Genomic DNA, 13,699 nt, shown 5'->3' with positions numbered 1-13,699 from the left:
ATCGAAATAATCTATACAACTAATGTTATATAAAAACATACAATAATGAAAAATTGCCAAACAACACTAAAAAAATTTCTATTATTGTATAATAAAATAGCAATTTAAATAAAAATATCAAAAAGGGGGTGTTATGATGAAAAGGTCGAAAAAAATTGTCTTAGTTAGTCATTGTATATTGAATATAAATTCAAAGGTAGAGGGTCTTGCTACATCAAAAGCCTGTGTAAGAGAAGTTATTGATTATCTTTATGACAATGATTATGGAATAATACAATTGCAGTGCCCTGAACTTACGTGTATGGGAATTAAAAGATGGGGTCAGTCCATAAATCAATATAATAATCCTTTTTACGAAGAACATTGTACAAAACTAGCAGAAGATGTAATTAAAAGTGTTAGAAATTACATAACAAATGGCTATGAAGTTAAGTATGTTATTGGAATAGATAAAAGCCCAACTTGTGGAGTAAATTTAACTTGCTATGGAAATGCAGGTGGAGAAAATTTAGATTTTGATGGATATGAAACAAGAGAGGGTCAAGGTGTATTTATGGATACTTTGATGAAAGAAAATGAGAAGTACAATTTGGGGTTAGAGTTTGTAGGAATAGATGAAGAAGATCCAATTAAAAGTATGAAAGATTTAAAAATGATAATACCTGGATAATTAAACATAAGTCATGGAAAGTGATTGTGTTTAAAAAATAAATATTACATATTAAGAGGGAGTTATGTTATGAAAAAATTAAAAAAATCATTGGCACTAGTATTATCAACAATGCTATGTATAGGAGCGGTAGGGTGTTCTGCTCCAAAAGAAGGCGAAAAATCGGAGTCTAAAGAAAGTAAAAGTACAGCTTGGAATACCATAAAAGACAAAGGTGAACTAGTAGTAGGTATGTGTCCAGAGTATCCACCATTTTCAACAAGAAATGAAGCAGGAGATGTGGAAGGTTTTGATGCAGACTTTGCAAAAGCTTTAGGAGAAGAATTAGGTGTAAAAGTAACAATCAAAGATACACCATGGGAAGGACTAGTAGCAGGATTACAAAAGGGTGATCATGATGTAATAATATCGGCTATGTCACCACAAGAAGCAACATCAGCATCACAAAACGTAAATATGAGTAATCCTTATTATGAACTTAGTGACATTATAATTGTTCAAAAGGATAATAATGATATAAAAAGTAAGGAAGATTTAAAAGGTAAAACTGTAGGACTTCAAGCAACAAGTAGTTGCGAGGTAGCAATAGAAGAGTTAAACAAGACTACAAAGCTTAAAGATATAAGAAAGTATAACAGAACTCAAGAAGCTGTGTTAGACTTACAAAATGGTAGAATTGATGCAGTAGCTGCAGGGATTGCTTTTGCAGCATCTCAAATAAAAGATAATGACGCTCTTAAAATTATTAATGACCCAATTCAAAAATGTGATTTAGTTGTAGTAATGAATAAAGGTGAAGATGAATTAACAAGTAAAATAAATGATGCCATATCAGCAATTAAAGAAAATGGTAAGTATGATGAGCTTGTAAAGAAATGGTTAGATATAAAATAAAATGAATAATTTAGATTTTCAGTTTCTAATGCCGTATATGCATCAATTTGTAGATGCAGGAAAAATAACACTACAATTGGGAATATGGACATTTTTTATAAGTTTATTGCTATCAATTATGATAGGCTTTTTAAGAGCATACAAAACACCAAAAATAATTAAATTTATATTGGGCGTTTATGTTGAAATATTTAGAGGAACACCTTTATTGGTGCAACTATTTTTAATTTACTATGGATTACCATATTTTAATATTACACTGGAGCCTATGACATGTGCAATTATTGGATTATCTTTGAATTCTGCAGCATATATGTCTGAAATAATTAGAGGTGCAATTTTATCCATAGATAAGGGACAATATGAAGCAGCATTTTCCCTAGGGTACTCAAAGGTAAAAACTTATATTCAAATAATACTACCTCAATCATTTAGAGTAGCATTGCCATCATTAATGAATTCTTTTGCCAGCATAATAAAGGAAACTTCTTTAGTATCTATAATTTCAATTGCTGAAATAACTAGGGTAGGAAATCAGATTTATGCTAGAACATTAAGACCTTTTGAAGTATATTTAGTAATTGCATTAATATATCTTGTAATGACTTACTCAATTTCACTTCTAGCTAAGTTTATAGAAGGGAGAAGTACAAGATGGAGTCAATAATAAAATTAGAAAATGTACATAAAAGTTATGACAAATTAGATGTAATAAAAGGAATATCTTTAGATATAAAAAAAGGTGAAATTATATCTTTGGTAGGAGCCAGTGGTTCTGGTAAAAGTACTTTAGTAAGATGTATTAACGGACTTGAAAAAATACAAGGTGGAAACATTTATATAAGTGGTGAAAAAGTAAATAGTCATAGCCCTGTGGCAGGTAGGGTTGGAATGGTATTTCAAAACTTCAACTTGTTTCCCCACTATACTGTTATAAATAATATAATAAATCCTTTAGTTAATGTAAGAGGAATTAAAAAAGATAGGGCAAAAAAAATGGCTGAGTCCTTATTGGAAAAAGTTAAACTAAGTGATAAAGCAAATTATTATCCAAATGAATTATCTGGAGGACAAAAACAAAGAGTAGCTATAGCTAGAGCTCTTTCCATGGAACCAGATATAATACTCTTTGATGAGCCTACATCATCTCTAGATCCTCAACTATCATTTGAAGTTTTTAAAACGATAAAACAATTGGTAGAAGAAGGATATACAATGGTTATTGTGACTCATGAAATAAAAATGGCTTTGGACATTTCAACTAGAGTAGTCTTTTTAGATAAAGGCAAGATATATTTTGATGGGAAACCAGATGAATTTTATACTCAAGAAAGTGAAAGATTAAAGGATTTTTTAGAAAACATAATTATATAAAAGTAATATAATAACAAATCCCAGGGTACTTTGTATCCTGGGATTTATTATTGGTAATTATTAAGGAGTTAACTTAGCTTGCTAAATTAATGTATAATAAAATATGTTCAAATATGTTTGAATTTGTTAGTTATTAAATAAACAAACATAAATAAACAAAATATGTTGCGGATTATAAAAGTTTGTGGAATAATATAAACATAGATGAACATAAACGAACTTCAAAATAAACATGAAAAGAAGGTATGAAAATGTTCCAGTTAGATAGACATAAAAAAATTTATGATTACATAGTGAAAAATAAAAACGCTACAGTAAATGAACTAGCTCATATTTGCCAAGTGGCAACTATGACTATAAGAAGAGATTTAGATAAGATGGAAAAAGACGGTCTTATTACTAGGGTGTTTGGCGGGGCTGTAATAGATAGTTCCATGGTAAAAGAAGTTGACTATGAAGAAAAAGAAAAATGTTATATGGAAGAAAAGGTGAGAATTGCAAAAGAAGCAGTAAAACTTGTCCATGATAATTCCATAGTTATTTTAGATTCAGGTACAACTTGTATGGAGATTGCAAAGTTATTAGTAAAGAAAAATAATTTAAAAATAATTACAACAGACATATTAATTGCAGCTTATTTAATGAAGTATGAAAATTTAGAAGTTTATTGTACAGGTGGAAGAATTCAAAGAAACACAGGAAGCTGTTTAGATACTTATACAATAGATTTTTTAAACAATATAAATGCAGATATATGTTTTGTGGGAGCAAGCGCCATAAATCAAAACTTAGAACTAGCAACATTTGTTCCAAACAAAGCAAAGGTAAAACAAACTATGATAGATGTATCTATGCATAGAGTGCTTGTAACTGATAATTCAAAATTCAACAAAAGAAGTTTTAATAAAATTATAAATTTAAAAGATTTTGAAATAGTTATTGCTAATGAAGGATTAGAAGAAGAGATATTAAAGAAAATGAAAGATAAAGGTGTAAACATAAAACTAGTTTAGAAGATGGGGGAGACATATGAAATTATATGTAATAGCCGATGATCTTACAGGCGCAAATGCAACAGGTGTTTTATTAGCAAAGGAAGGATTTAAATGTTCTACATTTATAGATTCTAGACTTTTAAATGATGAAAATATGAGCCTTTGTGACGTAGTAGCTATAAGCACTGATAGTAGAGGCGTTACAAAAGAAGAAGCCTATGAAAGAGTTAGTAAGGAAGTAGAAAGAGTAAAACATTTAAAACCCATATATACAAAAAGAATAGACTCAACTTTAAGAGGAAATATAGGCTCAGAAATAGATGCTATCTTAGACAAGGATAAAGAATCCATAGCTGTTGTTGTGGCATCTTATCCTGATTCAGGAAGAATTTCCATAGGTGGATTTTTATTAGTAAACTCAGTGCCACTTCAGAATACTTTGGTGGCAAAGGATCCAAAATGTCCAGTTACTAATTCAAGTGTAAAAGAAATAATACAAAGTCAAAGTAAGTATAAGGTGGCGGACATACAAATTAGTGATGTGTTAAGAGGAGAAGAGTTTTTAAGTAGAAAAATAAATTTATTAGTAGATGAAGGAAATAAAATAATTGTTGTAGATGCAGTAACTAATGACGAAATAGAAACAATAGCAAAAGCATCTGAACTGACAAAATTAAATATTATTCCAGTTGACCCAGGACCATTTACTAAATGTTTGATGAATGCTAAATATGGATCATCTCAAGTAGAACAAGGTAAGAAAGTTTTCTTTGCCATAGGAAGTGTAAGTAAAACTACCATAGGCCAAATAGAAAATCTAGTTGCAACAAAATCACCAGCTCTTGTAAAAGTTAATCCATTAAAGCTTATAGATGATGAAAAAATAGATAAAGAGGTTGAAAGAGTACTACACATAATAGAAGAAAAATTAAAACTTAGTACATCTAATATTGTTGGAATAACTACAACGACAAGGGAAGATGAGGTTTTAAATTTAAGTGAACTGTCTAAGAAACTTGGTATAGATGAAGAGGCCATATCAGTTAAGATAAATAAAGGCTTAGCTAAAATAACAGAGCTGGCTTTGGAATTATCAAATTCGTCCATAGGAGCCCTATATACTAGTGGCGGTGATGTAACTATGGAAGTTATGAAAAGGCTAGGTGTTGAAGGTATAGACATAAAAGATGAAATAATACCACTAGCAGTGTATGGCAGATTTATTGGAGGTAAATACCCTAATATGCCAGCAATAACAAAGGGCGGTCTTATAGGAGACAAGAAAACCTTATCCCTTTGTATAGATTACTTGGCAACAAAAATATCAACACAATATTACATTAGATAGTATAAATTATAAAGTTCAATTTGGAGGAATAGTCATGAATAGAGAATATATAGGAGTACCTTTAGGAGATCCAGCAGGAATAGGACCAGAGATTGTGGTTAAATCCATAGCTAAAGAGGAAACAAACACTTATGCGAACATAGTTGTATTTGGAAATAAGGAAATATTAGAAAAAGCCATAGCAGTTTGTGAAGTGGATATGAAAATAAATATTATAGAAAACCCACAAGATGGAGACTACAACAACAAAACATTAAATTTAGTAAATGTTGATAACATAGATATGAACAAATTTGAACCAGGTAAGGTTAGTGGAATGTGTGGAAAGGCTGCTTTTGAATATTTAGCCAAATCTATAGATTATGCAATGGAGGGAAAAGTTAAGGCCATAGCAACTACACCACTGAACAAAGAGTCATTTAAGGCAGGTAATGTGCCATATATAGGTCACACAGAAGTATTAGAAGATTTAACAAAAACATACAACCCTTTAACTATGTTCCAAGTAAAAGATTTAAGAGTATTCTTCTTAAGCAGACATGTATCTCTTAAGAAAGCTTGCGACTTAGTTACTGAGGAAAATATGTATGAATTTATAATAAGATCAAAAGAAGCATTAAGACAACTAGGAATAGAAAATCCTATAATGGCAGTGGCAGGGTTAAATCCTCATTGTGGAGAGCATGGATTGTTTGGAGACGAAGAAAGAGAAATAGAACCAGCAATTGAAAGAGCAAGAAAAGAAGGAATAGACGTGGTAGGTCCAATAGGAGCAGACTCAGTATTTTTCTTTGGGCTTCAAGGAAAGTTTGATGCAGTGCTTTCTCTATATCATGACCAAGGCCATATAGCTACAAAAACTGTAGATTTCCATAGAACTATATCAATAACAAACAACATGCCTTTCTTAAGAACATCAGTTGACCATGGAACGGCATTTGATATAGCTTGGAAAAACATAGCAAACGAAATAAGTTTAGTAGAAGCAATAAGACTGGCAGGAGATTATGCTCCAAACTTTAATAAAAAGTAAACAACAATTTATTTATATAAAACAATGTATCTAAACCAACGCATACGCTAATGGGTGTGCGAAGTTTAGATACATTGTTATTAAAGTTTATTAAATATAATTTATATAAAATTAAAAATTAAAAATTTATTAACTTGGAGGAATCATAATGAATAACGAATTAGTTGTATCAGGACCGCAAATATTAATAGGTCTAGGCCTTGGAATAACATTATTAATATTTATGATGTTAAAAACAAAGATGCATCCATTCTTAGCAATGATAATAAGTGCATCAATAACAGGATTAGTTGGTGGAATGCCAGCTGGAGACGTAGTAAACAGTATAACAACTGGATTTGGGAATACACTTGGTAGTATAGGTATTATTATTGGATTTGGTGTTATGATGGGTGAAATATTTGAGGTATCAGGTGCAGCAAAAAAGATGGCCCAAATATTCGTTGAAAAACTAGGTAAAGGCAGAGAAGAACTAGCTTTAGCTATTACAGGTTTTTTAGTATCAATACCAATTTTTTGTGATTCAGGATTTGTAATTTTATCACCACTTGCAAAATCAATATCAAGAAATACAAAAAAATCAGTTATATCTTTAGGTTTATCACTAGCTATAGGTTTAGTTATTACACATACGTTAGTACCACCTACTCCAGGACCAGTTGGAGTTGCAGGAATATATGGTGCAAATGTAGGTACAACATTATTACTTGGAATTGTTTGTGCAATCCCAATGACTTTGGTAGGACTTACTTATGCTAAGTATATAGGACAAAAACAATATAAAGTACCAGGTGAAGATGGTGAAAGTTATTTAAGTAGTGAAGATTTAGGAGCAATGGCTCATGACGAAGTAGCAGCAACTTTAATAGACAGTGAAGAAGAAGTATTACCATCAGCATTTATGTCATTTATGCCAATATTTGCACCTATAATATTAATATTATTAAAAACAGTTACTACACAAATGGGCCTAGAAGGTGGATATATAGAAGTAATAAACTTTTTAGGAGCTCCAGTTATAGCTGTTGGTTTAGGTTTAATAATAGCAATATATGGTTTAGGTAAAGGCCAAGACAAAAAAGAAATAACAAATACTATGGAAAAAGGTATAAAATCTGCAGGAGTAATAATGTTAGTTACTGGTGCAGGTGGAGCTTTAGGAATGATAATAAGAGATTCTGGCGCAGGAGACTACATAGCAGGACTTATAGCAAATACAGCACTACCAGCAGTAATAATACCATTTGCCATATCATCAATAGTAAGACTAATACAAGGAAGTGGAACAGTTGCCATGACAACAGCAGCATCTGTAACAGCTCCAATGATGGCAACACTTGGATTATCACCAGAGCTTGCAGTATTATCAGCTTGTATGGGTTCATTAGTATTCTCTCACTTTAATGATTCATATTTCTGGGTTGTTAACAGAACTTTAGGAGTTACTGAAGTTAAGGAGCAATTAAGAGGTTATTCTGTAGCAAGTACAATAGTATGGGCTGTAGGATTTGTAGAGTTAATGATATTAAATATGTTTATGTAATTATATTAGGGTGTTTCGCTGAAATAGCGAAACACCTATTTTTTATTTTTTTTGAAAATTTATCATTAAATAATAAGATGCAAATTTGGGGATATTTATTATTAGATAAAAAAATTTACTTATGACATAAATGTGAAAGGATAAACTCAAAATGGAAGTAAATGCTTGGAAAGATTTTAATGATGGAATTTGGCAAGATAAAATTGATGTTAGGGATTTTATACAGGGCAATTACTGCCCATATGAAGGGGACGGTAAATTCCTAGCAAGCGCTACTGAAAATACTAAAAAATTATGGGAACAAGTATTGGAATTAAATAAAAAGGAAAGAGATAATGGTGGAGTTTTAGATGTGGATACTCACACTGTATCTGGTATAAATGCGTATAAAGCAGGATATTTAAACAAAGATTTAGAAACTATAGTAGGTTTTCAAACAGATGAACCATTTAAAAGAGCAGTAATGCCTTTTGGTGGCATAAGAATGGTAGAGTCTGCTTGTAAAGCTTATGGCTTTGAGTTAGATGATGATATAAAAGAAATATTTACAAAATATAGAAAGACTCATAATCAAGGTGTATTTGATGCATATACAAAAGAGATGAGATTAGCAAGAAAGGCTGGAATTATAACAGGTCTTCCAGATGCTTATGGTAGGGGTAGAATAATAGGAGATTATAGAAGAGTTGCACTATATGGTATAGATAGATTAGTAGAAGAGAAAATAGTTGAAAAAGATGAGCTAGATAATGAAGAAATGTCAGAGGATGTAATTAGATTAAGAGAAGAATTATCAGAACAAATAAGAGCTTTAGAACAATTAAAAGAAATGGCACAGTCTTATGGATTTGATATTTCAAAACCTGCAACTAACGCAAAAGAAGCTATACAATGGCTATATTTTGGATTTTTGGGAGCTATAAAAGACCAAAATGGTGCTGCCATGTCTTTAGGAAAAACTTCTACTTTTTTAGATGTTTATATTGAAAGAGATATAAAAGCAGGTTTAATTACAGAAGAGCAAGCACAAGAAATGATAGATCACTTTGTTATGAAATTAAGATTAGTTAAATTCCTAAGAACTCCTGACTACAATGAGTTATTTTCCGGGGACCCAACTTGGGTAACAGAAAGTATTGGTGGTATGGGTAGTGACGGAAGAACTTTAGTAACCAAAACTTCTTTTAGAATGTTAAACACACTTTATACACTAGGACCATCACCAGAGCCAAACTTAACAGTTTTATGGTCAACTAAATTACCACAAGGATTTAAAGATTTTTGTTCAAAAGTTTCCATCGACACAAGTTCAGTACAATACGAAAATGACGACTTGATGAGAGATTACTATGGAGATGATTACGCCATAGCATGCTGCGTGTCAGCTATGAATCTTGGTAAACAAATGCAGTTCTTTGGAGCTAGAGTAAATTTAGCAAAAACATTACTTTATGCTATAAATGGTGGTATAGACGAAAAACTAGGAATACAAGTATCACCGGATTTTGGTAAAATAGACAGTGAATATTTGAATTATGATGAAGTAATGGAAAAATTTGAACATTATACTGATTGGTTAGCAAAACTTTATGTAAATACATTAAATGTAATACATTTTATGCACGATAAATATTGTTATGAACGTTTGCAAATGGCTCTACATGAAAGAGATATAATTAGAACTATGGCTTGTGGTATAGCTGGGTTATCAGTTTGTGCAGATAGTTTATCAGCTATTAAGTATGCAAAAGTTAAACCTATAAGAAATGAACAAGGTATAGCTGTTGATTTCCAAATAGAAGGAGAGTTTCCTACCTATGGTAACAACGACGACAGAGTAGATAGTATAGCTGTATATTTAGTTGAAAACATGATGAACAAAATAAGAAAAAATAAAACTTATAGAGATGCTATTCATACTCAATCTGTTCTTACTATAACTTCAAATGTGGTTTATGGTAAGAAAACAGGCTCAACACCAGATGGCAGAAAAGCAGGAGAACCATTTGCACCAGGAGCAAATCCAATGCATGGTAGAGATAAAAGTGGTTCATTGGCATCCTTAGCATCTGTTGCCAAGTTACCATATAATCATTCTATAGATGGAATATCAAATACTTTCTCTATTATTCCAGATGCTTTAGGTAAATCAGGAGAAGAAAGAATAAGAAACTTAAGCAATTTAATGGATGGATATTTCTCACAATCAGCTCACCACTTAAATGTAAACGTACTTGTTAGAGAAACATTGCTTCATGCTATGGACCATCCAGAAGAATATCCTCAACTTACAATAAGGGTATCTGGATATGCAGTAAACTTTATTAAACTAAGTAGAGAACAACAAATGGATGTAATTAATAGAACATTCCATGGAAAAATGTAATATATCTTAAAATACACATGAAAATAAACATGTGATAAATAGAAAAATTATAATATGTTTAGAATATGTTTAGAAAAATAAAAGAAAGTATATATCTTCAATAAGAAAATATATACTTTCTTTTTTATATATAGGGATTACACTAATATTAAGTGAGTTTACTTAATAAGTAAATCTAAGGCGTTTTTTAAGTCATCTATTATATCTTCCACATTTTCAAGTCCAACAGCAAGTCTTACTAGTCCATCAGTTATATTTGCATTTGCACGTTCTTCAGGAGTACAAGCTGAGTGTGTCATAGAAGCTGGATGCTCAATTAATGTTTCTGCATCTCCTAAACTTACAGCTAATGTACAAAGACTCAATGTATTCATTAGTTTTTCTCCTGCTTCAAGGCCACCTTTTACTTCAAAAGATATCATTGCTCCAGGTAGATCCATTTGTTTTTTAGCAAGTTCAAATTGAGGGAAACTTTCTAATCCAGGGTAGTTTATCTTCTCTATTGCTGGATGTTTTTCTAAGAATTTAGCTACTTTCATAGCATTTGAACAATGTTGTTCCATTCTTACTGCCAATGTTTTTAGTCCTCTATTTATTAAAAAGGCATCATTTGGGCTTAGAACAGCACCAGTAAAATCTTTTATACCTTCAAATCTAACTTCATTTATAAATTCACTATATCCAACTACAAAACCAGCTATAACATCACCATGTCCGTTTAAGAATTTAGTAGCAGAATGTAGGACAACATCAGCTCCAAGTGACAAAGGTCTTTGGATATAAGGTGTACAAAACGTATTATCAACCATAACTAAAACATTTTCTTGGCTATGAGCAATTTCACATATTTTTTCAATGTCGTATAATCTAAGTGTTGGGTTAGCAGGTGTTTCAAAGTATACAACTCTTGTATTAGGTTTCATAGAATTTTTTACTTTTTCTAAATCAGTGAAATCAACAAAGTCAACTTCGATGGCAAATTTAGTTAGACCTCTAGATAATAATGCTTGAGTACAACCATAAAGAGTATCACTAGCTACCACATGATCTCCAGCCTTTAATGCTGTCCATAATGTTGAAGATATGGCACCCATACCAGATGCAGTTGAGATACAAGATTCTCCACCTTCAAGTTCAGCAATTTTTTCTTCTAATGATGTATTAGTAGGGTTGCCTAATCTAGAATATATATATCCTTCTTCTTCTCCCTCAAATCTTTTTCTTCCTTGTTCTGCACTGTCAAAGACAAATGTTGAAGTTTGGTAGATTGGTAGTCCTAATGCACCTGCTGCGTTTTTGTGATGTCCTGCATGTATAGCTTTTGTTGCAAATCCTTTAACTTTCATTGTAAAGTCCTCCTAAGTATATATTGTTTTTATTAATAAAATTAATAATTATAAAGCTAGTTTTAAGATATCTACAAATTTGGATGCGTCTAAAGGTATGTAGTTGCCAACTGTGGATTGATTATTATTAGTAGCACGCATTGCCATTAAATCAAAATGTTCATCTGTTATGCCTTTTTGTGATAATTTAGTATCTAAATTTAGTGATATGAAGAAGTCCTTTAAGTGATGAGATAATTTAAGTGCCATTTCTTCTTCAGAGTAATTACTGTAATCTATGTTAAATAAGCGATTAGCCAACTGTGCAAGTTTTGAAGGTTTGTTATAAGCCATATATTTTGTCCAAGCTACTAAAACGATAGCCATACCTTCACCATGAGTTAGCCCATACTGAGCACTTAGTTCATGTTCTATTCTATGTGATCCCCAATCAGGTACTCGACCAGTGTCTAGCAAATTATTATGAGCTATAGAAGCTAACCACTGAATTTCTGAACGTGCATTTATATCATTAGGGTTTTCCATTAGTCTTTGTGCATTTAGAATAAGTGCTTTACAAGCTCCCTCAATTAAATAGTCAGTTGTATCTACATATTTAGTATTAGTAAAGTAACGTTCTAATAAATGAGAAAATATATCTGCTATTCCACAAGAAGTTTGATATTGTGGTAGAGATAATGTGAACTCAGGATTCATAATTGCGAATTTTGGAATTATGAAATCGCTTTCAATACCTAGCTTATAAAGCCCATTTGAAATAATGGAGCAGTTAGATGTTTCTGACCCACTTGCAGGTATTGTTGAGATAACCCCAATTGGAAGAGCTGATGAAATTGAATCTTTGCCTTCAAAAAAGTTCCATACATCTCCTTCGTAAGGTATTCCTACAGATACGGCCTTAGCAGTATCCATAGAGCTACCACCACCTGCAGCAAGAACGAAATCTACATTATTTTCTTTACCTACTTCTATAAGTTCTCTAACATGTTCTATTTTAGGGTTAGGAACTACACCACCTCTTTCAGTAAATTTAATTCCTAATTCCTCACATGCTTTACTTACTGTATCCCATATTCCTAATCTTTTTACAGTCCTTCCACCATAAATTAAGAACAGAGAAGTTACATTATAATCTTTTAATAGCTGTTTTATATTTTGGTGTGAACCTTGGCCAAATATAACTTTTGATGGATTATAGTACTGGAAATTAATCATTATTTAAAACCCCCTTATTTGTTAAAGCATAATCTATTTTACAATTTAATTTTTTACAAGTTTCATTCCATTCTTTAGATAATTTATAATCAGTTATTAAAACATCTATATCTTTAAGATTTGCAAATAATATATCGGATTTATTGCCAATTTTCGTATGGTCCATTAATAAAAAATGTTCTTTTGAATTCTTAATCATTAATTCTCTTATTTTGGCACTATCAAAGTTGTTATCTGACAGACCGTATGTAGTGTCTACAAACGGACAACTTATAAAGCATTTATCTGCATAATAAACACTTAGATTATCTAAAGTATGATACCCTACAAAAGAGCTTGTACTTGAGTGAAATTTACCACCTAAACATATTAGATTAATATTTGACTGGTAGCTTTCACATAAATTACAAATTCTAAGTGAATTAGTGATAAGTGTTACATTAAGTTGAGAAGTAATCAGTGCTTCTGCCAGTTTTAAGCATGTGGTACTTGAATCAAGCATTATAACATCGTTATCTTTAATATAGTTTAAGACTCTTTTAGCCATATGTTCTTTTTCTTCAATATAAAAAGTTTCTCTTAATTGTATTGGAACACCCTTGTCGTATTTTTCTGGTAAATATGCTCCTCCATGAATTCTACATAATTTATTTGCCTTTTCCATTTCTCTCAAATCTCTTCTTATAGTTTCTTCGCTACATTCTAGTAGTTTGCTTAAGTCAGAGATTAGTACGCTTCTTTTTTTATGTAGTTCTCTCTCTATAACATTATGTCTATCGATTTTTAACATAATTAACTCCTTGGTATTCGATATTTGTATGATTCAATTGTAGATGAATTGATTTTAGAATGCAATATGAAATTAACAATAAATCACAAAAAACAACAATAATCA

At 31.2% G+C, this 13,699-nt stretch carries 12 protein-coding genes; 9 read left to right on the top strand and 3 right to left on the bottom strand.

The features are described from left to right. The first annotated feature begins 133 nt into the window (after positions 1-133). The 9 genes from JW646_RS02125 (at position 134) to pflB (ending at position 10,243) form a co-directional block, all read left to right on the top strand. The gene (locus tag JW646_RS02125; RefSeq protein ID WP_228416406.1) at positions 134-670 is read left to right on the top strand and encodes a CD3072 family TudS-related putative desulfidase; all 537 of its coding nucleotides are present in this window, start codon (positions 134-136) and stop codon (positions 668-670) included. Between the two features lie 69 nt (positions 671-739). Then, positions 740-1,564, top strand: coding sequence for a transporter substrate-binding domain-containing protein (locus JW646_RS02120; protein WP_228416405.1), 825 nt, complete (start codon positions 740-742; stop codon positions 1,562-1,564). A gap of 1 nt (position 1,565) precedes the next feature. After that, positions 1,566-2,231 (top strand): amino acid ABC transporter permease, encoded by a 666-nt coding sequence (locus JW646_RS02115; protein WP_206924823.1) that lies wholly within the window; start codon positions 1,566-1,568, stop codon positions 2,229-2,231. Beyond that, positions 2,219-2,938 carry an amino acid ABC transporter ATP-binding protein gene (locus tag JW646_RS02110; RefSeq protein ID WP_272491855.1) on the top strand — a complete coding sequence of 240 codons (720 nt, stop codon included), beginning with the start codon at positions 2,219-2,221 and terminating at the stop codon, positions 2,936-2,938. The genes JW646_RS02115 and JW646_RS02110 overlap by 13 nt, the downstream gene beginning before the upstream one ends. 251 nt (positions 2,939-3,189) lie before the next feature. Beyond that, positions 3,190-3,951 (top strand): DeoR/GlpR family DNA-binding transcription regulator, encoded by a 762-nt coding sequence (locus tag JW646_RS02105; protein WP_074918012.1) that lies wholly within the window; start codon positions 3,190-3,192, stop codon positions 3,949-3,951. A gap of 16 nt (positions 3,952-3,967) precedes the next feature. Beyond that, positions 3,968-5,281 (top strand): four-carbon acid sugar kinase family protein, encoded by a 1,314-nt coding sequence (locus JW646_RS02100; protein WP_228416404.1) that lies wholly within the window; start codon positions 3,968-3,970, stop codon positions 5,279-5,281. Between the two features lie 34 nt (positions 5,282-5,315). After that, positions 5,316-6,314, top strand: coding sequence for a 4-hydroxythreonine-4-phosphate dehydrogenase PdxA (gene pdxA, locus JW646_RS02095; RefSeq protein WP_228416403.1), 999 nt, complete (start codon positions 5,316-5,318; stop codon positions 6,312-6,314). Between the two features lie 148 nt (positions 6,315-6,462). Next, positions 6,463-7,857 carry a GntP family permease gene (locus tag JW646_RS02090; RefSeq protein WP_228416402.1) on the top strand — a complete coding sequence of 465 codons (1,395 nt, stop codon included), beginning with the start codon at positions 6,463-6,465 and terminating at the stop codon, positions 7,855-7,857. Positions 7,858-8,008: 151 nt separating this feature from the next. Beyond that, on the top strand, positions 8,009-10,243 hold the full coding sequence (gene pflB / locus JW646_RS02085; RefSeq protein WP_228416401.1) for a formate C-acetyltransferase: 2,235 nt from the start codon (positions 8,009-8,011) through the stop codon (positions 10,241-10,243). Between the two features lie 158 nt (positions 10,244-10,401). Here pflB and megL read toward each other — a convergent pair whose 3' ends face one another. Genes megL through JW646_RS02070 form a run of 3 tightly spaced genes read right to left on the bottom strand, consistent with a single transcriptional unit; the run spans position 10,402 to position 13,594 of the window. After that, positions 10,402-11,589, bottom strand: a complete 1,188-nt coding sequence (gene megL, locus JW646_RS02080) for a methionine gamma-lyase (RefSeq protein ID WP_228416400.1) — start codon at positions 11,587-11,589, stop codon at positions 10,402-10,404. A 48-nt stretch (positions 11,590-11,637) separates the two neighbouring features. Next, a complete protein-coding gene (locus tag JW646_RS02075; protein WP_228416399.1) occupies positions 11,638-12,804 on the bottom strand; it encodes an iron-containing alcohol dehydrogenase in 1,167 nt (388 codons plus the stop codon). Then, positions 12,797-13,594, bottom strand: a complete 798-nt coding sequence (locus tag JW646_RS02070) for a DeoR/GlpR family DNA-binding transcription regulator (RefSeq protein WP_228416398.1) — start codon at positions 13,592-13,594, stop codon at positions 12,797-12,799. Before JW646_RS02070 ends, JW646_RS02075 begins: the two co-directional genes overlap by 8 nt. Between the last annotated feature and the right edge of the window lie 105 nt (positions 13,595-13,699).

Origin of the sequence: Terrisporobacter hibernicus, assembly GCF_020809405.1 — a bacterium.
GTDB lineage: Bacteria > Bacillota > Clostridia > Peptostreptococcales > Peptostreptococcaceae > Terrisporobacter > Terrisporobacter petrolearius.
Note: the sequence above shows the minus strand (reverse complement) of the source record. Positions and strands in the feature narration are given on the sequence as shown.